The sequence below is a fragment of the Ruegeria sp. AM7 genome (assembly GCF_056535965.1).
This window is the reverse complement of record NZ_JBQFJE010000002.1, coordinates 1-19,886: the sequence shown is the minus strand read 5'-3', so window position 1 is coordinate 19,886 and position 19,886 is coordinate 1. Positions and strand designations below refer to the sequence as shown.

27 protein-coding genes and 1 pseudogene are annotated in these 19,886 nt (G+C 54.7%); 8 read left to right on the top strand and 20 right to left on the bottom strand.

The annotated features are described in order from the left end of the window. Positions 1-99: 99 nt before the first annotated feature. The 5 genes from ACR3EG_RS03395 to ACR3EG_RS03375 all read left to right on the top strand — a co-directional run bounded on the left by ACR3EG_RS03395 (position 100) and on the right by ACR3EG_RS03375 (position 3,388). Positions 100-711 (top strand): hypothetical protein, encoded by a 612-nt coding sequence (locus ACR3EG_RS03395; protein ID WP_480482923.1) that lies wholly within the window; start codon positions 100-102, stop codon positions 709-711. Further along, the gene (locus ACR3EG_RS03390; protein ID WP_480482921.1) at positions 635-1,543 is read left to right on the top strand and encodes an AfsA-related hotdog domain-containing protein; all 909 of its coding nucleotides are present in this window, start codon (positions 635-637) and stop codon (positions 1,541-1,543) included. Before ACR3EG_RS03395 ends, ACR3EG_RS03390 begins: the two co-directional genes overlap by 77 nt. A 121-nt stretch (positions 1,544-1,664) precedes the next feature. Continuing rightward, on the top strand, positions 1,665-2,444 hold the full coding sequence (locus ACR3EG_RS03385) for a hypothetical protein (protein ID WP_480482919.1): 780 nt from the start codon (positions 1,665-1,667) through the stop codon (positions 2,442-2,444). 30 nt (positions 2,445-2,474) lie between these two features. Then, positions 2,475-2,708: a tautomerase family protein gene (locus tag ACR3EG_RS03380; protein ID WP_480482917.1), complete on the top strand. Its 234-nt coding sequence runs from the start codon at positions 2,475-2,477 to the stop codon at positions 2,706-2,708. Next, entirely contained in the window at positions 2,705-3,388 is a 684-nt protein-coding gene (locus ACR3EG_RS03375) for an HAD family hydrolase (protein ID WP_480482915.1), read from the top strand. The genes ACR3EG_RS03380 and ACR3EG_RS03375 overlap by 4 nt, the downstream gene beginning before the upstream one ends. Before the next feature lie 135 nt (positions 3,389-3,523). Here the strand turns inward: ACR3EG_RS03375 and ACR3EG_RS03370 are convergent, their stop codons facing one another. Beyond that, positions 3,524-4,099: a recombinase family protein gene (locus tag ACR3EG_RS03370; protein ID WP_480482913.1), complete on the bottom strand. Its 576-nt coding sequence runs from the start codon at positions 4,097-4,099 to the stop codon at positions 3,524-3,526. A 235-nt stretch (positions 4,100-4,334) separates the two neighbouring features. Between ACR3EG_RS03370 and ACR3EG_RS03365 the strand changes: the two genes are divergently transcribed. Continuing rightward, positions 4,335-4,778: a carboxymuconolactone decarboxylase family protein gene (locus tag ACR3EG_RS03365; protein ID WP_480482911.1), complete on the top strand. Its 444-nt coding sequence runs from the start codon at positions 4,335-4,337 to the stop codon at positions 4,776-4,778. A gap of 199 nt (positions 4,779-4,977) precedes the next feature. On the opposite strand, the gene ACR3EG_RS03360 is transcribed toward ACR3EG_RS03365, so the two are convergent. Beyond that, positions 4,978-5,418 carry a GFA family protein gene (locus ACR3EG_RS03360; protein ID WP_480482909.1) on the bottom strand — a complete coding sequence of 147 codons (441 nt, stop codon included), beginning with the start codon at positions 5,416-5,418 and terminating at the stop codon, positions 4,978-4,980. 54 nt (positions 5,419-5,472) lie between these two features. After that, a complete protein-coding gene (locus ACR3EG_RS03355) occupies positions 5,473-6,096 on the bottom strand; it encodes a LysE family translocator (RefSeq protein WP_480482908.1) in 624 nt (207 codons plus the stop codon). 279 nt (positions 6,097-6,375) lie between these two features. Here ACR3EG_RS03355 and ACR3EG_RS03350 point away from each other — a divergent pair, with 279 nt between their 5' ends. Together ACR3EG_RS03350 and ACR3EG_RS03345 are read left to right on the top strand one after the other, a co-directional pair. After that, positions 6,376-7,233 carry an EamA family transporter gene (locus tag ACR3EG_RS03350; protein ID WP_480482907.1) on the top strand — a complete coding sequence of 286 codons (858 nt, stop codon included), beginning with the start codon at positions 6,376-6,378 and terminating at the stop codon, positions 7,231-7,233. A gap of 67 nt (positions 7,234-7,300) precedes the next feature. Further along, positions 7,301-7,840, top strand: a complete 540-nt coding sequence (locus ACR3EG_RS03345; protein WP_480482906.1) for a recombinase family protein — start codon at positions 7,301-7,303, stop codon at positions 7,838-7,840. Positions 7,841-7,863: 23 nt separating this feature from the next. Here ACR3EG_RS03345 and ACR3EG_RS03340 read toward each other — a convergent pair whose 3' ends face one another. The 17 genes and pseudogenes from ACR3EG_RS03340 to ACR3EG_RS03260 all read right to left on the bottom strand — a co-directional run bounded on the left by ACR3EG_RS03340 (position 7,864) and on the right by ACR3EG_RS03260 (position 19,797). Beyond that, on the bottom strand, positions 7,864-8,505 hold the full coding sequence (locus ACR3EG_RS03340; protein ID WP_480482904.1) for a hypothetical protein: 642 nt from the start codon (positions 8,503-8,505) through the stop codon (positions 7,864-7,866). Between the two features lie 451 nt (positions 8,506-8,956). Continuing rightward, positions 8,957-9,151, bottom strand: coding sequence for a hypothetical protein (locus ACR3EG_RS03335; protein WP_480482902.1), 195 nt, complete (start codon positions 9,149-9,151; stop codon positions 8,957-8,959). Positions 9,152-9,248: 97 nt separating this feature from the next. Continuing rightward, positions 9,249-10,136 (bottom strand): ImmA/IrrE family metallo-endopeptidase, encoded by an 888-nt coding sequence (locus ACR3EG_RS03330; RefSeq protein WP_480482983.1) that lies wholly within the window; start codon positions 10,134-10,136, stop codon positions 9,249-9,251. A gap of 93 nt (positions 10,137-10,229) precedes the next feature. Further along, positions 10,230-10,280 (bottom strand): annotated as a pseudogene (locus ACR3EG_RS03325) (hypothetical protein); the annotation flags it as partial. 143 nt (positions 10,281-10,423) lie between these two features. Further along, the gene (locus tag ACR3EG_RS03320) at positions 10,424-11,104 is read right to left on the bottom strand and encodes a hypothetical protein (protein WP_480482900.1); all 681 of its coding nucleotides are present in this window, start codon (positions 11,102-11,104) and stop codon (positions 10,424-10,426) included. 131 nt (positions 11,105-11,235) lie between these two features. Beyond that, positions 11,236-12,147, bottom strand: a complete 912-nt coding sequence (locus tag ACR3EG_RS03315; protein ID WP_480482898.1) for a nucleotidyl transferase AbiEii/AbiGii toxin family protein — start codon at positions 12,145-12,147, stop codon at positions 11,236-11,238. Between the two features lie 9 nt (positions 12,148-12,156). Then, a complete protein-coding gene (locus tag ACR3EG_RS03310; protein ID WP_480482896.1) occupies positions 12,157-13,020 on the bottom strand; it encodes a type IV toxin-antitoxin system AbiEi family antitoxin domain-containing protein in 864 nt (287 codons plus the stop codon). Positions 13,021-13,159: 139 nt separating this feature from the next. Further along, a complete protein-coding gene (locus ACR3EG_RS03305) occupies positions 13,160-13,390 on the bottom strand; it encodes a WGR domain-containing protein (protein ID WP_480482894.1) in 231 nt (76 codons plus the stop codon). 34 nt (positions 13,391-13,424) lie between these two features. Continuing rightward, positions 13,425-13,718 carry a hypothetical protein gene (locus ACR3EG_RS03300; protein WP_480482892.1) on the bottom strand — a complete coding sequence of 98 codons (294 nt, stop codon included), beginning with the start codon at positions 13,716-13,718 and terminating at the stop codon, positions 13,425-13,427. Next, entirely contained in the window at positions 13,678-14,358 is a 681-nt protein-coding gene (locus tag ACR3EG_RS03295) for an AAA family ATPase (protein WP_480482890.1), read from the bottom strand. Before ACR3EG_RS03295 ends, ACR3EG_RS03300 begins: the two co-directional genes overlap by 41 nt. 268 nt (positions 14,359-14,626) lie before the next feature. Next, the gene (locus ACR3EG_RS03290) at positions 14,627-15,238 is read right to left on the bottom strand and encodes an alpha/beta fold hydrolase (RefSeq protein WP_480482888.1); all 612 of its coding nucleotides are present in this window, start codon (positions 15,236-15,238) and stop codon (positions 14,627-14,629) included. A gap of 18 nt (positions 15,239-15,256) precedes the next feature. Next, positions 15,257-16,246: a replication initiator protein A gene (locus ACR3EG_RS03285; RefSeq protein ID WP_480482886.1), complete on the bottom strand. Its 990-nt coding sequence runs from the start codon at positions 16,244-16,246 to the stop codon at positions 15,257-15,259. Positions 16,247-16,564: 318 nt separating this feature from the next. Next, positions 16,565-16,861 (bottom strand): hypothetical protein, encoded by a 297-nt coding sequence (locus ACR3EG_RS03280; RefSeq protein WP_480482884.1) that lies wholly within the window; start codon positions 16,859-16,861, stop codon positions 16,565-16,567. Further along, positions 16,858-17,112 (bottom strand): hypothetical protein, encoded by a 255-nt coding sequence (locus ACR3EG_RS03275; protein WP_480482882.1) that lies wholly within the window; start codon positions 17,110-17,112, stop codon positions 16,858-16,860. The genes ACR3EG_RS03280 and ACR3EG_RS03275 overlap by 4 nt, the downstream gene beginning before the upstream one ends. Before the next feature lie 57 nt (positions 17,113-17,169). Beyond that, positions 17,170-17,727, bottom strand: coding sequence for a DJ-1/PfpI family protein (locus ACR3EG_RS03270; RefSeq protein WP_480482880.1), 558 nt, complete (start codon positions 17,725-17,727; stop codon positions 17,170-17,172). Between the two features lie 79 nt (positions 17,728-17,806). Further along, the gene (locus ACR3EG_RS03265) at positions 17,807-19,507 is read right to left on the bottom strand and encodes a type IV secretory system conjugative DNA transfer family protein (RefSeq protein ID WP_480482878.1); all 1,701 of its coding nucleotides are present in this window, start codon (positions 19,505-19,507) and stop codon (positions 17,807-17,809) included. Continuing rightward, the gene (locus ACR3EG_RS03260) at positions 19,507-19,797 is read right to left on the bottom strand and encodes a mobilization protein (RefSeq protein WP_480482876.1); all 291 of its coding nucleotides are present in this window, start codon (positions 19,795-19,797) and stop codon (positions 19,507-19,509) included. The genes ACR3EG_RS03265 and ACR3EG_RS03260 overlap by 1 nt, the downstream gene beginning before the upstream one ends. Between the last annotated feature and the right edge of the window lie 89 nt (positions 19,798-19,886).

The window sequence follows — 19,886 nt, the reverse complement described above, 5'->3', positions numbered from 1 at the left end:
CACTATCTCTGTTCACACAACGCTGAGGTGTAGGCTGGCAGCATAGCTCCCCCCCAAACTGGCCAGTCCTCTCCAGCGTCATGAAACAAGGAGATGGATATGTCCGCAGAACTTCTATTGATTTCGCGCTACCCCGCGAAGCCCGGCGCTGCATCGAACCTCGCGGCCGCATTGGCGCCGATGGTTGACGGTCGCACCTTGGTTGCGCTCGAAGCTGACGAGGTGGTCACGCTGGAACAGCTGGATGCGGCGGAAGCACTCAATGCGTTGCGTGGGCGGCTGGGCACTGTGGCAATTGATTTTGCAAAATACTTAAGTGGCGATATCCGCCGCGAGATGCTTGATTTCGTCGAGGCGCCCAAACAATGCGGCGGCATGCTGCCGGACACGCCTTACATCCAATTACGGCATGTAGAAGTAAAGCCCGAAGAGCACGCCGCCTATCTCAAGTGGCGCGACGAGACAATCTTTGACGTCGTCCGCAATGCCGATACGGTGGACAGTTTTCTTGCCTATCATTCGGTCATCAGCGGCCAACCCGGCGTTATGTTTGTTTCAGGTTTTTCTGTGGACCCCGCAACATATACCGCAGTCTTTTCCTCCGAGCGCTACAGTACCATCGTGCAGCAGGCCGGTGATCGTTACATCACCGGCGGTACCAACGGTCTCTATACAAAAATCTACGCGGACACCGCCAAACTCGCAGCCTGAATCGGGTGATGAGAAGATTAATCACAACTTATTCTGGAGACTTGCTATGACCGATAAAATCTTGACCTTCGGCACACTGATCGTTGTTGCCGACGAATTCACGGAGTTCACATCGGACAAACCCGCAGTGACGCTGAGCCAACTTCGCGCAATGTTGTCTTTGCCCGAACACATGCTGTCAGGCCCGATGCGATTGCTGCCCGGCCAGGGTCTTTCTGATCTTGAGATTGCCGATCTCCTCCAGCAGATCACGGTACAAGACCCGGCAGGCAGCAGATGGGATACGACTCTGTTTCGAAATCTGTCTGATCGCGCAGACGCAGAATTTTCGCATAAACGAAAATCTTGCAATACATTGATCGGTAGCCCGACAAAAGTCGCTGAAGACACCTATTCCCTGGATCTTCGAATCGACCACGGGTGTGAGCTGATGGGCGATCATCAGACAGGTCAGCACATACAGGGAATGTTATTGGTTGAAGCCGCGCGACAATCTTTCCTCGCCGTGACTGAAAAATATCTGCTGACTGACATGGAAGAGAAGACCTATTTTGTCATCACGTCCATGACAACCGAGTTCAATGGGTTCGTTTTCCCTTTACCTGCACATATTGAGTATCGGGTTTTGTCGAGCGACGTGAACGAACGGCGCCACAAATATCAGGTCGAAATGGACTTTATCCAAGGCGGTGAGCCACGCACGCGCGTTGGCTATGCCTTCACCGTCTATTCGCATCAGGTCATCTCGGAAAAAGAAGCCACACTGGCGCTCGACGCCGCAAAATGTGCGCTCGCAAGTACAAACTCTGAAGCTTCTGCCCGCGCTGCCTAAACCGACCATTTGCTCGGCGCACCTTTCGGGTGCGCCGGGCGTAACCAAACCGAACTGATATGAAACAAACAACCTACGACCTGTCAGTGACGACAGGAACCTTTATCCTCCGAGTGAGATTATGGACGAAGATGGCAATTTCATTGTTATTGGCGCGATAAACCATTCTATTGATGACCGTGTCGAAACGAATTGGACGGGCGCTATCGTCTCGCCCGAAAGTACGGTGCCAGATTTCGGTGAAAAGGCGCCGTACAAGATCCTGGAGCTTTTTTCGCCCGACATTCCGTTGCCGCAGCACCTTGCCGACAAAGTGCTTCATACATTGCCGTTGCCGTTGCCTTGTAACAACTACCCAATGGTGTTCGCGCCTCAGCAATATCCTGATGCGAACAGCGATGTGCGGCCAAGCTATCCGTTTCACGAAGCACCCATCCCAGACCTTCGTCCTGAACATGGCCGGCAGCTCCAACGCCCGGTGAAACTACACGACTGGATTCAAGCTCAAGGAAAGCTTCGCATTACACTCGAAGATGAAGCACGCATTGCACGCTTTACCTTCGAGTTCGCCAATTTGCTGCCGCGAGCACTCTATACGATTATGACACTGCGTGAGCACGATCTTGATCCCGCGGGCCCTACACGACCCGGGCCACTGGGTGTACCAAATGTGTTCGTGACCGACAGCTCTGGGGCGGCAACTTTTGAAGCCGCTCTGCCCGATCCTTTTCCTGGGCCGGACCGCCCTGATGGAAACCGCGTTATCAACGTGGTCGTGCTTTGGATGAGCAGCCAAATGAGCCATGGCGGCGCGATTGGCCGCTATGGTTTGGGTGGCGACATCCATGCGCAGCTCAAATTCCCAAAACCAATGTTTCAAGATCTCCAGACGCGGGCCTAGTCCCGTATTTCCGATCAGAAAGGACAATTCATGCCAGTCGTTCAGATCTCGACTTTCAAGATGGAAGACCAACAAAAAGCTACAGTGCTTCTTCAAGAGGTAACAGCAGCCATGCACCGCGTGACCGGTATACCGCTGGACAAGATCAGCGTCTTCCTCACTGAGGTCGAGCCCACCCGTTGGGCAGATGCCGGAGTGGTAGGTTCGCATCCCGATTTCCCAACTCTGAGTCGTAGGAAGGCCTATGAGGAGGACGGAAAGTGAACAAATTCGCCTTTTTTGATGTCGACGACACCTTGATCTCGGTGAAAAGCATGTTCGATTTCTACCAGTTCTGGACTGTGGATTGGCGGGGCGATCCTGCGAGCCTGCGGGAGTTCGAGACTGATTTTGCCCGAATGCGTAGCATTGACGCGACGCGCGAAGTTCTTAACCGGGAGTACTATCGTTACTTTGCCGCCATTCGACCAGAAGAGCTTGGCGAAGCAGCGACCGCCTGGGCATCTGCTTGGCTCGCCGTCCCGGAACGTTTCTTTATGGTAGAGTCTGTGGCAGAACTCCGAAATCTCAAGGCACAAGGCGTCGAACCGGTTTTTGTATCTGGATCATTTAGAGCCTTGCTTAATCCAATTGCAAATCACCTTGGTGTTGACTGGATTCTCGCGACCAAAATGGAATTGGGAGCAAACGGTTGCTTTACAGGCGAAATCGGAACGCCCCAGACAATTGGAATGGGCAAAGCAAAAGCAATCCGAACTTTTCTCAACGAACAAGGTGTTGACCCAGCAGACTGCAAGGCATTTGGCGATGACATATCAGACTTGCCAATGCTAAATTCCGTTGGCACTCCGGTTGTTGTCGGATCGAACGCAGAACTTGTTGCGCATGCTGCTACCAATCAGTGGCGAATACTTCAGGCTTCGCCTGCCCAATATGTAGTCTAACCGTGCAATCGGACGGTCGAGGGATGGTCCAAACCATTTCCTTCCGGGGCATTGAATGGAAGCAGACATTGGCGCAGCTGCAGCGAAATGGTGCTTTGTCCGCGTCATTTCAGTTCGATCATGGCGCAACGAAGGTCAGGTCTGGTGCCGTTTCAGTGTTCTGTAGACGGTCGGCCGAGATACAGAAAACACTTCGGCCAGATCGCTGATGGAATATTCCCCGGTTCCATGCATGCGGCAGAGTTCTTTCTGCTGCTTGTCACTTAGCTTTGGTTGTTTCCCGCGCAATTTTCCCTTTGCTCGGGCGATGGCCATGCCTTCACGGGTCCGCATCCGGATCAGGTCGGCCTCGAACTCTGCGAAAGTGGCGAGGATGTTGAAGAACATCTTTCCCATTGGATCGGTTGGATCATAGACGGATGCACCGAGGGCCAGCTTGACGCCTTTGTCTTGAAGCTGATCCGCGATGGCACGGGCATCGGGGACAGATCGGGCCAACCGGTCAAGCTTTGGAACAACAAGAGTGTCACCTTCCCGCACAGCGGCGATGGCTTGATCCAACCCTGGCCGCGCCCGGTTCGTGCCGGTCAGCCCATGGTCTGTGTAGATGCGATCTGGGGCGACCCCCAAATCTTCGAGCGTCTGTTTCTGCGCTTTCAGGTCTTGGCTGTCGGTGGAGCAGCGGGCGTATCCGATAAGTGTAGCGTTCATGGTCGAACTGTACGAATAAGGCCCCTTCAGTGCAATTTATATCGTACCATTTATATGAGACACGCTTTGAGCCAGTTTTGTTGAAGGGTTGCCACGGCGAGAAATTGTCCGCTGATCGATCCCCTTACGGACACCAGATTGAAAGGCCGCTCTCAGCTCGACCCGGTCGGAACAAGCCTGACTGGTCAGTCTCAATCAAAGATGACATGCTGCAAGGAACAAATTGGAGTAGAGAATGATTGAACGGCTCGACTATGTGTCAATCAACGGTCCCGCCATCGCGAGCATGGCGAAAGCAAAGAAAGATATGCCGTCTATAGACGGCAAGCTAAGGGCAATCATTGAGCTTCGAATATCACAGATCAACGGCTGCGCATATTGTGTCGACTTGCATACCAGTGAGGCGCGGCGAGCTGGTGAGACACAGCAACGACTTGATTGCCTGACAGTTTGGCGGGAAGTGACGTTCTTTGACGACGCTGAGAAAGCGGCGCTCGCTTGGGCGGAGGCGGTTACAAAGGTGGCGGAGAATGGAGCGCCGAAAGCTCTCTACGATGCGCTATCAGACCATTTCTCTGAACAACAAATTGTCGATCTGACGCTTATTATTGCCCAGATGAATGCTTGGAACCGTTTGGCAATCAGCTTTGGGCATTTACCAGAGCCAAGAACAGAGTGAATGTCGGCATTGTCCCGCACATCAGACCTAAATTAGTCACCATTTTCAGTCGGTCGTTTTTGCCGCCCTGCTCCACCCCACGACAAATCAAACGCATAACCCGGTCAAAAACCCCCGGCGAAATAGAATGGGTTTTGGCAGGTTTTTGGCCTGGAATTCAGGTAAGCCGTCATCATCTTCTAGCGACCAAGGTAGTCAATCACTCGCCACCTGCCAGCCAAGAGCGATCCGGAGGCACTGTATCAAAGACTTGAGCGTTCTTGGGAAAGATGAACCAGGGTTGTGCGCTTCGTGCAAAAACATGGTGGGTAGGTTGCAGCCAGCTCGTATCATCAAGCGTGCCAGGCTTCAGGCTCAGATGATTGGGTGCCTTGCTGGCATGATGGTGAATGCGTGTACCGCATTCAGGACAAAATGAGTTTGTGAAAACCTGCCCGCTTTCCGCTGTCCTCTGGAAGGACTTCAGTTTCCCGTCCGAGATCGTAAAATCTTCTAAATGAACACGCATGGCCAAGCCAAAAGCACTACCGGATTGCGTTTGGCAAATTGTGCAATGGCAGGCATAGATCACAACTGGATCACCTGATATCACATATCGAACCGCGCCACATTCGCAACCGCCTTCGTGGTGTTTATGCATTCATTTCTCTCCTGGAATTCGGGCCAATAGGGTTTGGGAAATAAGTGCCCCAGCTCAGTTCGACGGTATGGCGCGATAACCTTTGACCACCATTCCAACCCCGACCTCGAACAAGCCAAGCCCACTCAGAACCTCGACATTCAGCCAACGGGATGTTGCCTTGCGTACCGCGTGCATCGCCAGAAACGCGTAACCAAGAATGGACGCCGCATCGAGGACCAGAAAAATAACCCCGTAGACTACGCTCTGAAGCAGGATGTTGTGATCGGGCGAGATAAAGCTCGGGAACAGCGCCACGAAGAACACGATGGCCTTCGGGTTGGTCACACAAGCAAAGAAACCGGCCCAGAAGGTGACGCGGTGGTTGGTGGCCGCTGGCGCTTTGACTGGATGGCGAGAGACCCTGAAGGACTGGATGCTCATGTAGATGATGAAGGCACCGCCCGCAATTTGCAGGAATGGCAGAACTGTTTCAGAGATCGCGATCAGGGTTGCCAGCCCCCAGACCGCGACGCTGATGTGAACCACGGTTCCCAAAGCATCGCCAGCCACAGTGATCGCAGCCGCCTTTGTCCCATGGCGCACAGCCTGAGCCGAGGCGAACGCCACAGATGGCCCCGGCACAGCGACGAATAGCAGTGTCGTGGTTACAAATGCGGCAAACAGAAACGGGTCCATATCATCCCTTTCAAAAAACGATCGGCTTCAAAGGAGTACAGGCTTCACGCTATTCGGCGTGCGCTAGGTGCGCAAGGTGGGCCTTTACAGCCTGACCTTCGATGGTAGGGTGCTTTTGCCCATCCATGTGCGGCTAGGGTTCCGCTGATCTATCAGGTCTGGACCGAGCGCCGTTATGAGCCCGTGCACGGGCGGACACCTTAAAGACGAGAAAGCTAGGGGGGATGGACGGGCGTGCTTACGCACGTCTGCTTGAAACTTGTCTTTGAGGTAAAATACATGTCCATCCTTGGCTTCGCGCTCGTCCTGACAGCCGCATTCTGTCACGCAACCTGGAACTTCTTCGTCAAACGCATCAATGCCGGTCCGGAACTTGTCTGGCTTTTCTCAGCTCTGTCGGTGGTGATCTACCTGCCGCTGGCCGTCTGGATCGGGGCGGGCATCCCGTTATTTGACGCCACGCAAATGCTCTTCATCGCGGGCAGCGCGGCCCTGCATCTGGGCTATTTCCTGCTGTTGCAGATCGGCTATCGCAAGGGCGACCTGTCGTTGGTCTATCCAACCGCGCGCGCCACTGGGCCGTTGCTATCCACCTGTTTTGCGCTGCTGTTTCTGGGTGAGCAGATCACGCCGCAGATTGCCACAGGCGGAGCCGTCATCATCTTCGGCGTTCTGATGCTGACAGGCGGGTTTCGCCGATCTGGGGGCAGTGCCTTGCTGTCACTCGGTTTCGGGTTGATGGCCGGACTGTTCATCGGAAGCTACACCGCATGGGATGCCTATGCAGTCTCAGCGCTGATGATCCCGCCGCTGCTGCTGGATTACGTGTCCAGCGTGGGCAGAACGGTTCTGCTAGCGCCGCTTGCCTTGCGCCGTCGCGCATTAGTCTGGGCCATATGGCAGCACAAGTTGGGCGTGCTGGTCATCGCGGTATTTAATCCACTTGCCTATATTCTGGTCCTCATAGCGCTGACCTTCACCCCGGTCGTCTTCGTCGCTCCGATCCGCGAGCTGAGCGTTCTGCTGACGGTATTGATGGGAAGCCTGTTGCTTGGCGAAGGCCAGTTGAAACACCGCCTGACCTGGGCAAGCGTCATTCTGGCTGGTGTCGTGGTTCTTGCTTTGGCTGGGCAATAATCACGGCTGATTTTAGCGACTATCTGTGCGATCTGGACAAAACCTACGTTTCTGACCAGATCGCTGCATGATTATCGGATACGCGCGCGTCAGCACGGAAGACCAGAATCTTGACGTACAGACGGACGCCTTGACGGCGGCCGGGGCCGAGAGGTTGTTCTCTGACAAGATCAGCGGATCAAAACGAGAGCGGCCTGAACTGAACAAGATGCTGGACCAGCTCCGCGATGGTGATGTTGTGATTGTCACCAAGTACGACCGCCTGGCGCGATCCCTGAAAGACCTGCTGGAGATTGTTGAGACGATCCGTGAGCATGGTGCCGGCTTTCGATCCCTGGCCGAGGATATTGACACGACGACGCCGGCCGGCCGGCTCGTCTTCCATGTTTTCGCATCCATCGCCCAGTTTGAGCGGGAGCGGATTTCCGAGCGCACGAGGGAGGGGCTTGCATCAGCTCGTAAACGTGGCCGGATCGGGGGTAGGCCCCCTGCCCTGACAACAGCGCAGAAAGACGAAGTACGCCGGATGCGTGATGACGAACAACGCGCCGTCGCGGAGATCGCGAGACTGTTCAAGGTCAGCGAACGGACAGTGCGTCGGGTGTAATCGAGGTTTTATCTGTCACGTCGCTATTCCAGTTCAGGGAACAAGTGACTCATCCCGCCCATGCGACCGGTGGTTCCAGCGTGACGACTTGGGAATAGATGTGACAGCCTATAGCCGTGTGCCGCACCTGGTTTCCCGTCCTTCCGTTCATAGCTTTCAACCGTAATCAGACCGTTGATGTTCAGAATCCCAAGTGCTCGCTTGATCCGGCCGAGGTGAACGCCAGCGTAGGCATTGATCTGATCATAGGTAATCCGGGTCACGTTCGCAGATGCGTCCCGCCTGGCTGCAAGCGTGAGGTAAATTTTCAGGGCATCCAGCTCTGCGGCCTTACGAAGATGGAAATCTTCAAACATCGGGATTGCGCCATCACGATCATAGAGGGGCTTCGCAGGTAGTGCCGCCCAGACATGGCCTTCACCGTAATTGGTGAGCCGGTAGGTGCTACGTCCGTCTGGTTCCCGGACTACCAGGTTCCGAGCCGCCAATACATCGAGAGCATCTGAAACCTTGGTCCGGCTTATGCCGGTGGCTGTGGTCAACTCGTCATAGGTGGTGCGGGCCAAGCCTTCATTGAGATCGGCGCGATGCGCAACCGCGATCAAAACCATGAGTGCAGCAGTTTCAGATGCACCAACACCAGCACGCCATTTGAATGCAGCCAATCCACCATCTTCTAGCCAGGCGGAAGGGCTTCACCCATTTCCGCATATTCATTCGCTGCGTTCCTTTGTGATGGCACGCAGGACCACATGGAGGGCCAGACCCGCGACTCCTACAGCCGCAAGGCCGAGGAGCAACGCAAGGATAGTTGGCGGCGCATCGAGGAGCGAGGAGAGGAAGTTTTCAGACGGCATATCGGAGATCCTTTTGGAAATTTTCGGTCGATCATGCCGAAAAAATGCGCTGTTGGACCAATCATATCTAGATACACTTCAAGTAACTACGGGCAGATTTCTATATGTATACCCTTATTTATCAGTATATTACATCTACCCTATATGATCTTTGTAAGACCCCATTTCAGTCCATGAAGTACATCTCATGGACTGAAATGACTGAATCTGTGATGTCCTAGCCCGGTTTTCGCTACCTCACTTGATGGAGAAAGTCTGCTCACGCAGCGTAGAAATTATCCTCATCGAGCGGGCATTCATCCCGCAACATGACAGCGCCCCGCTTCACCGAGTTATCTTCTGTCCCAAATACTTCCACCGAGTGGCGACAGCGGGTGCAGGTGATGACCAGCCCTGGCACTGTCCCGTAGTCGCCGTCCAAATCCTCTTCTGAAATGTCGATGGGTACACGCATGACCTGGCTTTCTGTTACGACGATTCACGCCGAGAAAACTGGATGACCGATCCCCCTGCAAGAGAGTTGGTTTCGCGCGAAGCATCGGATTTCAAGGTCAGAGACACCACATCACCGGTCTTCTTGCTAAACCAGCCAGACGGAAGATTGACCAGGTTCTCGATGTCACCGGGGTGCATGGTGAACTCGACGGACAACAAATCTTCTTTGGTACGCGTGCCGGATCTACGATCAGGCACAAAGCATCACAGCACACGCGGCTTTGGCACCGCCCATTCCTTGTCCATTGGTTCCTGCCGGTTCCAGCCTTTGGCGGAATAGGTTTTATAGAGCTGCGTTGCGTGGTCCTGAGGATGATTTCCAGATCGACGAGTCGCTTGATTTGGGCCTTTACAGATACCCGCCAGCGTTCTTTCAATGACAGCAACCCGGCCAGTGAATAATTTGGAACCTCGGAGACATAGGTGGTCTGAGGCATCAAAAATGCGCTGGCGAACCGGAAAGCCTGGCGCTCGATCTCCTTCAGATCGTCGCGCAACGCTTCGGTGCTGACGTTCCTATGCAAAACAGCATGGCCCAGTTCATGCGCCGCATCCATCTGGCGACGGGGCAAATTCATCTTGTCTGAAGACAGCAATATGTGAGGCCGGTCTTCCGATTTCGACCAACTGCATACTCCGTCCAGCTTTGAGGTGCCCATTTCGATAGAGCCGACAACACAACCGATCTTTTCCAGCACGGCAACAACATTGGTGCAGGGGCCTTCCCCCAACTGCCAATGGGCACGCAGCTCACCCGCGATGTCTTCAATATCCTCATCCCGGAGCTGGCTGTAGCTGGCTCCGTCCAAAACGTCAGGGATATCGAGTTCCGGAAAATCCACATAGTGCTGCAAGACATCGCTGATCTCATGCAACCAGTTCACCTGGGATGCCTGATATTCGCGGTCGCGTTTCAGTGTGCTGACCAGCTTGCGGTAAAACATCGGGCGCGGGCTATCGAATACAGGGCGCAAAAAGAACTCGCGCCGAACGCGCAAAGCCTTAGCAAGCTCTGCCAGGGCATCCGCTTCGGGGGCTTGTTTGCCGGTTTCCCAACGCGATACCGAGCTGGGGCTTACGCCCAACATGCGGGCCAATTCTTTCATACTTTGAACGCGCCGAGCTGCGCGGGCCTCAACGAGGCGTTCCGGCACGAAGCCGGGTGTTCCCACACGCATTGTTCCCTCCTGTCAGTGCCGGTGGCACCCTTTACGCCGTGCCGCCCTCTTCGTCATCCGCAGATGGCGCTTCTGAGCACAAAGGTCTTTATTGTGCGTTTCAGGCGGACAGCACCGCTGGCAGGCGACGCAGGAGGTGTGGGAAGCGGCGAGCTGAGTTCCGACACATCCCCGTCATCCGCGAGGTACTGGTCGATCCGTTCGTAAAACAGGTACTGTTCATAATCGGAATCAATGACGCCAATGGCCAATTCTTTGATCTTGCCCGCCTGTTCGGGGTCACGGGCAAAAAGAAACAGAATGCAAATATCTCCGACTTTCGGAGCAGTCCCGTCAAAGTCGAAATGCGGCGAGAGACGATAGTTCAGGGTCACACCAGCTTTCCGAGACTTGTTCTTCACCGGCAGCTTGCTGGGTTCCGGCATTGCGGCAAGGCCAAGGATAAAGCCCTGCCCTTCATGTTCGAAACGCATGAACGGCTGAAACACTTTGAAGTCCGTACCAGGAATGATGCCGCCATCAAGCAGCGCGCCACCATGAAGCTCACAGACTTCCTGAAACCCCTTCTCCATCATGTGAAAGCGCGACAGACCTTCCAGCGCCCGCGCGCGTCGGGGATCAAGGCCAGAATGATCCTGGATCATCCGATGCGCCTTCAGGGCCTCACCGCGCAGGCGGTCTTCAAGGTCAATGATAAGGCCGCGATAGATAGCGACGGGAAAGCGGGTTTTCACAAAATCCCCATAACTGCTCCGATTCTTCGGGGTTGCGTTTTTAGGGATTTATGAGTTCAGAATTGCGTTATGTCAATGAAAGCCATTCACCAAGCCGCAGAAACCGAGCAGTTGTGGCCCCGCCGCTACGCTCAAGATTGTGGCCAAGGCAGCGACAGATACAGCTCGTGCATCATGGCAAACCGCTCATCAAACGGCGGCAGATCATCCAGTTCGAGGGCAAGCGTGTTCCAATCAACCTCAGCCCGCCGCCGAATCTCAGGATCATCCATAGATTCCAGCGTAGCCTCTATACCGCGCGCCTGGCACTTCTCGATCAGCGTTTCCAGGATGCTGCGGCGATCTTCATCGGTCAACTCGTTGGTTTCGATCAGGTAGGCGATGTCATAGACATCCTGGCGACGGTTTCTGTTGCGGATCGGTTGTTGTAACAGCGCGCGTAGCTTTTCAGCGATGATCTCGTGTAATGTGAATGCCCGAACCGCGACCCCCGGCCCGGTCAAGTTCAGCTCTTGGAAGGCATACACCTGATCCCGGAAGCTGATCTCGATATCCAACACCCGTATGGCGCGCCCGGCTTCCAAGCGTTTTTCTTCGCCTGTTCCGCGCTCGGCCGAACCGATCCGGATGAGCAAAGCCGGGAAATCGAACTCTTCGAAGTTCAGCGGCTTGGGCATTTTCTTGACGGTTTGCACTCGGCAAAGAAGGTTCAGATACCCAAGGCGGATTGCGGTTTGGGGCAAGATGGCGTTCAGATCATCTGCGATCTGATCCGCAAACCCGGCTGGTTCCACGATTGAGGTGAAATCCACATCGGCCGTGACCCGGTTGCTTTTGAAGGCAAGGGCCATCACAGCCCCACCCTTCAGGACTAGGTTTGTGTTCAGGTTGGGGGCCAACCCGATGGCCGCAAGAACAATCTCCGTAACCTGCCTATCGCGATACTGAGCTGGATTAGAGCGCGCAGCCTCCACCCAGGCCCGCACATCCACATCTACAATGTCGTATTCGGCCTCATCGGCCATGTGTTCTGCATCAGACATTCAGTGAAATCATCCATCGTTCTGAAAATTCGGGGAGATAGTCCGCTTCAGGGTCCAACTTCCGTGATCCCCCTCTTTGCGCAAAGGCTTCCCAACGCGCAATAGCGGGATCATCAAGCTCAGCACTTCCGAGAGGATATATCCTGCCCGGACCTTGGCAATTTTGCTGTTTAACTGATCCACGGCCGCCACGATTTCTGGCAACCATTGATCCGCGTCACGTTCCCAGACATCGAGGACATGGCGCATCCCGCCGCACAATCCCGGCTCTGTAATCATATCTGCAAAGGTTTGGCCGATAGACGTGATCCGGGTTTCCTCGCCACCGAGAGGCACAGGCGTCCAGGGGTGGCTTGAGATATGCATAATGACCGGTCGCCGCCGAATTGTATCCTTAAAGCCTGGCCGATAGAGCACCGGCTTATCTATGTCTTCGATCTCGGGCAGATCATCGCGCACACGGTTATTTCGGAGTTGGTTCCAAAGATCACGACGCGGCGTGGTCACATGCAGAGCTTTGGGACTTCGTTCTGTCAGGCTGTATTTCTGCATCGCTGACAAATGTGAGACATAGGCAAATGGATCAGCAATACACACGACCTCTTCCGCCGACCCCGCACGAGTGGCTTGCGTGACACGCCAGACACCCGACCTGAAATCGGAATCAGGGACTAGTGCTCTGCGTTCTTCCATGCGCTTGATAGCGTTATTCGCACGGGTTTGATCCCACCCTTGCGGCATACGTTTGAGAGGTTCTCCGTCCCATTCACGTTTCTGGAAAAGCGAATGCCCCAGAACGAAGAAATCGTAATATGTGATGATCGGCAGATCGCGCTTCAGGAGCGCTTGTTCCACCCCGTCTGTGAACTTCATACGTGTGCCATCTGTATATGTCCTTAGGACATATACAGATGGCACACAAAGAGTCAAGGATTCGATTGGTCGAAAGGATTCAACTGGTTTGACATACGGATCGGATATCTCTATGTCCTAAGGACATAGAGATATCCGATCAATAAACTTTCACATAGTCTCGCTTTTGCTTGGCATCCGTCAATGTCTCTAAGGCACTCTCGGCCTCAACCTGGCTACGAAATAAATCCATACGAACCTGACCACTTCGACCGATCCGGCCCCATTCTCGGCGAAGCGTCCATTCCCCAAATAGATTGGGCAGAACTGACATGCGATAGTAGCGCGCAATGTTCTGGGATGGATCGTGTCTTTCGAGGTGAGCTTTCATGTTTCAGCTCCAGCGGATGGATAACTGTTATCTGTTATCTTCTGCGCCCATCAATTTCTTCAGCATCTGGAATCTCGATGCCGCCAGATCGGAGGCAGGCATAAAGCAGTTCTTTCTTGGAGAGACCGCGTTTCAGCGCCTCCTGGTCAAAAGCGTCCTTGATCGGTTTCGGGACATTCGTGAACGAAAACTGGACACGAGGCGCATCTTTCAATGCAGCGGATTTGGCCTTGCTCACACTCGGCAATGGTGCCGCCAACTCACGCACTTTGGTCGTGGCCTCATCACTATCGAAATCGTCTTCGAGGTTTACGCTGACTTTTGCCATGCGTCGCTCCTGTAATAGCTGATAAGCTGCATGTCCGCCAACACCGATTGCGCGGACCTTTTGCCGATCCTTGCGGTCCAGCTCCTGTAGAGGTCATTTCTTTGAACCCGGTTCGGTGCGCGCACATCGCGCGAAGACGAGGTATTTCTTGCGCATCGAGTGCATCGGTAATGGCCTGCGTAATATTTGTGTTGGTATCAACATCCATCATCACCACGAACGAGGCGATCTCCTTCTCCATGGTTTCGGCAACGCTCTGAACGTGGGAGTATGTGCGCTTTGCGCCCTTTGCGTCAGCTTCGTTGGCCTTGGATGGGATCAAGATCAGATTTGCCGCTGCAATAGCGTGCATAGCCATTGCCGACTTGAAACCGGCCGTGTCGATGAAAATAGCGTCGTAAGGCTGTTCAGATTTCTTAAGTGCCTTAACCGTGGGAATGAGCCGTTCGTCGTTTTCTTCATACAGCCAGTCTAGAGCCGTCTGATCCTTTTTGGCCCAGGATTCCAGATGGCGCTGCGGATCGGTGTCAATCACAGCAACCTTGGCTCCATCTTCAACCATCAGACTGGCGATTGCGGTGAGCAGCGTGGTTTTCCAGCTCCACCCCTTTTCCTGCACAACGCTGATTACCTGTGTCATGTTCTGCCCTCTTTTTGATAACTGATAACAGGTAATTGATAACAGTCAACAGGTAACAAATATCTGTTATCTACTAGGTGTTCTCATCTTTGTATTGCCCGCGCTATGCAACTCGCCAGCCCAAGCGGGTTTCTACCCCATAGAATGACCGGCATTGGGAACAGAGAAGGTTTCAATACCCTGTTTTGGTAGGACATCAAAATCAGGGTGCGGAAGAGACCGTTCTCCGAATATGAAACTCTTTCTAGCTGGGTGCTGATACAAGAGTTCACGCCAATTTTGCGTACCTCCTTCTACCAAGACGATGCACCATAATATACCGCTCGTGGGAGACTGAAACGCATCGTCGTCGCCCAGTCATGATTGCCCGAGCGCATCGCTGTTTGAAGCGTTTCGGCATGTAAGCGGGTGGTGTACACCTCTTCGCCAGCCAGCGCGATATCTGTGCTGAATTTTCCGCCCCATTGTCAAGATTGGCTTCCGAAAGGACAAGGTTTTTGATTTGATCGCCAAGAATGGTCGCTGCTTCTATTGCTACCGTCCCACCCATACTGTGGCCATAGAGATTAAACTGCCCAAGATTCATCTTGGTTGCGAATTCGGCAATAATTTCAGCATGATCGCTAACGCTATAGCCGAAATCCAATGGTTGATCGCTGTACCCGAAGCCAAGCATGTCGATTAGGATTATACGGTGCTCTGCGAGCGGGTTAGAACGGGCGAGTTCCGGATATTCAAATGATGCAGAACAACCCAAGCCATGCAGCATCAACAGCGGAAGCCCATTCCCGTCAAACTCCATAAAGCGGAGAGATGCGGAATGCTCGTTAATTCTAAGGGATTTCACCTTAAGTTCCTTCTTTTGAAGCGCATCAGACAATTAGATAACTATTATCAGTTATGGGGCGCGACCTTTTCGCTCAAACCACTTTCGACAAAATCCAAGAAAAGCACCGTCGGGATGACGCGGCGGTTCGCTCATCCACATCCGCCACTCTTGCTCCAAAAAGTGAACATCCCATGTCGGAGCGGCTTCTCTTGCTTTCTCGTAAGTTTCAGGGGAAAGCCGCACTGAAATTTCCGGGCTGGTGTCCGCAGAATCTTGATATATGTCAAGGAATTCAGGCTTGGGTGATACTTCCAATACATCATGAAGCAGCCTGAAGCGGTAATCCGGCATATGCCCTTGTTCCTCATCCGCTTTGCAGATCGCTTTGACGAGGCGTTTGAACTCTTTGGTGGTCGATGTTGATCCGGTCTTATGCTGTAGCTTGTCGAGACCAATCCGCCAGACATCCTGCTTGCCGCAGTGTTTGCGGGCCAGCTCATACAATCGGCGTTCCAGAGGTTTCCGGAGCTGAAAATACGCTTTGTGAAGAGTCAGAACATTCTTGTTCTCAATGGCCTTTACGAGCCAATCCCCCATCTCCAGCTCTACGCTCAGCAACCGCCCTGTGGAATCTTCTTTGACGATCCGCGCATCGGTAATGAACGAGATGGACCGCCATTCTCCGACACCATGGTCATGGATATTGGTTTCGATCTGGGTGAACTGGAGGCGGGTGAGGGCACGGCGCAGTGTGGCATAGGCCTGGCCGGTCGTGTGGCGATTGGTGGCTTTCAGAAGGTCATGCGCTGAAATCTGAACACGGCGACCAATTTCCTGACCTTCATTCTTAGCAGCCATGAGTTGGCTCAACACGTAGATCAGAATATCCCGATCAAAGACGTTTGCACGGCCTTCTTCAGCCGCTGGCGTGATCTTCACCTTCACGTTGCCTTGCTGGTATTCAAACGCAGCCATGTCTTTCTTGACCGACAACGAGAACAACGGATGCTCCATGGAAGCTCGGTCACTCTTCGGTGTCGCATCCAGAATATCGCACACGAAGAGGTCTGGCTCCGTATGCCTCTGAGGTAGCAAAGCTGTTCGTTTTCTAGGCCGCGCCATTATTCGATAGTCTACCCACCGTTATTCGACACTCTGCCCACCAGTGCGCCAAGTTCTTCGATACTCTACACACCTTTATTCGATAGTCTACCCACCATTCTTCGATACTCTACACACCAGCTGTCTAAAACAGGCCAATTTTCGCTTACAAAAACAGTTACTTAGAAATCTACCGATTCTCGTAACACTATATCTAACACATATATAACACCCACTGGCTTGCAGATGGCCTGTGGATAACTCACTGCGCTACCCTCAATCCTGATAATGGACGCAGGCGGGATTCCCCTCTGTTGTACGGACCCACTCCCCCCCAAAGACAGCGCATGTGGTGCCGTTGACTGCTGAGAAACGCGGAAGCGTCACCGTCAGCGCAACAATGAGAGCGATAGCGCCCAGAGCAAACCAGGGCAGACGGTTTTTCCAGCGGTCCACCTGTCTTTCCCGGTCCCGGATGTCATTGAGGATGTCCCATTTGTCCTGTTCAGCCTTTTTCAGAACCTCTTCGGTATGACTGCTTTGTTTGCTCAACACGTTGGCAACCCGGATCATGTGATTGAGCGGATCAGTGATTTTCCCCGCAACAGCCTGACCCACCAGATTGCCGTATTGTTCCGGATCGGTCTGGTTCTGTGCCGCGAAAGCTGTCGTGCTTCTGTGGCCGTTTTGACCAGGCGATCCATGGTGCCGGTCTGGGCATCTACACGATCCGACACGCTGGCCAGCACCGTGCCGACCATATCAAGGGTTTCGCGCAGCTCCTCGTCAGAGAGCGGAGCAGGGGAGGGGGACTGGTCTGACATGCTCGTGTTTCTTTCCCGTTATTGGTTTTTCGGCTGAAGATCCGATGTCAGCTATGTTCAGCGGCCATCATTCCTTTGAACTGGGAAGTCACCTCGTCCGACAATCCAGCGGCTGCAAAACGGCCGCCGTGAAACTGCCGGAGCGGTGCCTGGTGCAGTGATCACTCGATCCGCTGAAACCGCCGATGCGCTTGCCTGATAGAAGGCTTCACCCTGATAACCTGATGCGTGTTTCTTGAGAAAACCCCCATCATTGGAGGTGTGGGAGGTGCTGTCCAGTAGACCCGCTCGCGCCAAAGCGAGTGTGCCGCCGCAGATGCCGCCTATGCTGGTACCGCTGCCGTGCAGGGATTTGAGAATATTACTGACATCCGGCGCATTGTCAGTTTCCCAGATCATACCACCGACAACCACCAAGACTGTCGGTTGCCAAGCCATCAATGCCTCGAAATCCTGTGAAACCCTTGCTGTCAGCCCGCCCTGAGATTGCAGCTCACCAGATTCGGGTGCGAAATACTGAACGTCGAGGCCATAAAACGGGCCACCAGTCCCGCCAATCAATGCGTATTCCCAATCTGCGAAACCTTCCGTCAGCATCACGGCTACTTTTGTCATAGGTATTCTCCTTCAATCAAACTTAATGCGAACATAATGTGAACATTTGGCCTGTACAATCTGGTATCCGTAGCGGCATCTAACGGTCTTGCGGCTGGAACAGCCCCTTGAACTCGGGATCGGCGTAATAGCGCAGCTTGCGGGCGAGGGCCGTGGGATTGCCCTGAACCCGCAGGAGCTGAAGATCGGGCGGCATCTGCATGATTTCATCCGGTGTGAGCAGATCGCGGCCAGTGACGTTTTGCGTCATCGAGGGCGCATCCCCCGGTTTATAGCTCTGGGTCTGATAGCCGGTGGTTTCCTGGCCGATCATCCTGCTCAGCCATTGGGCCGTTTCCAGATCATTCACGCCAAAGACCTGCTGGACGCCTGCATTGGCCACAAAGGTGCCCGCGCGTTTGCCATAGAGATCGTTGAGCTGGCTCATGTCCTGCAAGATCGGCCAGATCTGTAATCCGTAGCCTGCCATCAGCCCCATGGCGCGTTCTATGGCTTCCAGACGGCCGAGAGCGGCAAATTCATCGAGGAGGAAGAGGGTAGGGCTACTTGGTGGCCGTGAGGCTCCCTCTGGCCCTCCTGCGGCCCCTGAGACGTCCTGCGCGCCGTTCCGGGCCTCTATGACAGCTTGTGGCCCCTCTGCGTGCCGTGCGATGTCCTGAAGCGCCTGAGAGATCAGCAGGCGCAGCCAGCGGCTGTAGGCGTCCAGCCGGTTGGGCGGTAGCACCAGAAACACCGACACGGTGCGTTGTTGCAGCTCCGCGAAGTGGAAATCCGACCGGCTGATCACGCCTGCGATGCGCGGGCTGTCCAGGAAATGCGTGTGGCGCTGCGCGTTGGACAGGACCGAGGCGGCTTCGCGATCCGCCTTTCCCAGAAACCGGTTGGCGGCGCGGGCAATCAGCCCGTGGGCGGCGTCGCTGTCCTGCATCAGTTCCAGCAGCGCCCGGAACCTGTCCGGGGGCAGGGTGAGGTATTCCCGCACGGTGGCCAGATTGCGCCGGTCGCGCTCCTCATGGGCGACACAAAACATGATCAGCCCGGAGAGGATGGCCTTGGCCTCCTCGTTCCAGTGTGCCTCCTGCGCCTGTCCCGGCGGGTCCATGACCAGGGCATCGGCCAGCGTGGTGGCATCCTCGCCCAGATCGGGACTGGTGGCTGTCAGCCGGTCTAGTGGATTGTAGGACGAACTGGGTTGTCCGGAGACCTCAAACGGATCGAGGATATGGACCTGACCGAAAGCATGACGGGCAGCCCCGGCGATCCGGGCGTTCTCGCCTTTGGGGTCCACCACGATCACCGAGCGATCCGCCATGAGCAGGTTCGGGATGACCGTGCCGACGCCTTTCCCGGCCCGTGTGGGGGCGAGGGTCAGCAGATGGGCAGGACCGTCATAGCGCAGGAGCTGACCGGCGGGAGACCGACCGATGAGCAACCCGTCCGGCTTCACCAGCTTCTTCAGCTCCTTGCGACTGGCGAAACGGGCCGAGCCGTGGCTGTCTCCGTTCAGGCCGAAGAAATTGTCTGCGCCGGAGGTGAAACGCCAATACTGGAATCCGAAGATGGCACCGATGATCATGCAGGGGATGTAGATCACCAGTTCCCAGGTGGATTGGCCGGGCGGGATTTCAAAGAAGGGGATCGAGAGAAAGAACCCGGCGAGCGCTCCCAGCATCGCGCCAAAACCCATGGCCCCGATCATCCAGATGAACAGGATCGGGGTGAAGACCAGCCGCAGAAGAAACCGGAAGGGTCGGTCCAGGACCGAGGCCAGCCAGCGCATCAGGCGGACCCGTCTGGATCAGAACCGGGGGGGGGAGGGCCTCCTGAAGCGCCCCAGTCCGCGAAGGCCTTGCGGTCCTGTTCGCGGGACAGGTTGCGGATCAGTCGCTCCAGCATCACCGCCGCGCCGCTGTCCCGTTCGGCCAAATCCATGAGTGCACCGCCGAGGATGACTTTCCGCCGGGTATCCAGTTTGCGCTGTCTGGTGGCTTCCCGGTTGCGCAGGGCCTGAAGGCGGGCCTTGGCCTGGGCGTATCGTTTCTCGGCGCGTTCGAGTTCTGTCTCTGCCAAACCGGCACCTCCAAAAATGCGGGCGGAATAAAACGGGATGTGGCGAAAAGGGCTGCATCGAATGTGGTCTTGCCACAGCCACCGTTAAC

Coding starts and splice junctions, on each gene's coding strand:
- ACR3EG_RS03345 (WP_480482906.1), top strand. CDS start 7,301: ATGATTATCGGATACGCGCGCGTCAGCACGGAAGACCAGAATCTTGAC.
- ACR3EG_RS03310 (WP_480482896.1), bottom strand. CDS start 13,020: ATGAAGTTCACAGACGGGGTGGAACAAGCGCTCCTGAAGCGCGATCTG.
- ACR3EG_RS03380 (WP_480482917.1), top strand. CDS start 2,475: ATGCCAGTCGTTCAGATCTCGACTTTCAAGATGGAAGACCAACAAAAA.
- ACR3EG_RS03395 (WP_480482923.1), top strand. CDS start 100: ATGTCCGCAGAACTTCTATTGATTTCGCGCTACCCCGCGAAGCCCGGC.
- ACR3EG_RS03385 (WP_480482919.1), top strand. CDS start 1,665: ATGGACGAAGATGGCAATTTCATTGTTATTGGCGCGATAAACCATTCT.
- ACR3EG_RS03350 (WP_480482907.1), top strand. CDS start 6,376: ATGTCCATCCTTGGCTTCGCGCTCGTCCTGACAGCCGCATTCTGTCAC.
- ACR3EG_RS03270 (WP_480482880.1), bottom strand. CDS start 17,727: ATGACAAAAGTAGCCGTGATGCTGACGGAAGGTTTCGCAGATTGGGAA.
- ACR3EG_RS03300 (WP_480482892.1), bottom strand. CDS start 13,718: ATGGCAAAAGTCAGCGTAAACCTCGAAGACGATTTCGATAGTGATGAG.
- ACR3EG_RS03275 (WP_480482882.1), bottom strand. CDS start 17,112: ATGTCAGACCAGTCCCCCTCCCCTGCTCCGCTCTCTGACGAGGAGCTG.
- ACR3EG_RS03280 (WP_480482884.1), bottom strand. CDS start 16,861: ATGATCCGGGTTGCCAACGTGTTGAGCAAACAAAGCAGTCATACCGAA.
- ACR3EG_RS03360 (WP_480482909.1), bottom strand. CDS start 5,418: ATGCATAAACACCACGAAGGCGGTTGCGAATGTGGCGCGGTTCGATAT.
- ACR3EG_RS03365 (WP_480482911.1), top strand. CDS start 4,335: ATGATTGAACGGCTCGACTATGTGTCAATCAACGGTCCCGCCATCGCG.
- ACR3EG_RS03335 (WP_480482902.1), bottom strand. CDS start 9,151: ATGCGTGTACCCATCGACATTTCAGAAGAGGATTTGGACGGCGACTAC.
- ACR3EG_RS03305 (WP_480482894.1), bottom strand. CDS start 13,390: ATGAAAGCTCACCTCGAAAGACACGATCCATCCCAGAACATTGCGCGC.
- ACR3EG_RS03315 (WP_480482898.1), bottom strand. CDS start 12,147: ATGTCTGATGCAGAACACATGGCCGATGAGGCCGAATACGACATTGTA.
- ACR3EG_RS03330 (WP_480482983.1), bottom strand. CDS start 10,136: ATGTTTTACCGCAAGCTGGTCAGCACACTGAAACGCGACCGCGAATAT.
- ACR3EG_RS03370 (WP_480482913.1), bottom strand. CDS start 4,099: ATGAACGCTACACTTATCGGATACGCCCGCTGCTCCACCGACAGCCAA.
- ACR3EG_RS03355 (WP_480482908.1), bottom strand. CDS start 6,096: ATGGACCCGTTTCTGTTTGCCGCATTTGTAACCACGACACTGCTATTC.
- ACR3EG_RS03265 (WP_480482878.1), bottom strand. CDS start 19,507: ATGCGCTGGCTGGCCTCGGTCCTGGACCGACCCTTCCGGTTTCTTCTG.
- ACR3EG_RS03295 (WP_480482890.1), bottom strand. CDS start 14,358: ATGACACAGGTAATCAGCGTTGTGCAGGAAAAGGGGTGGAGCTGGAAA.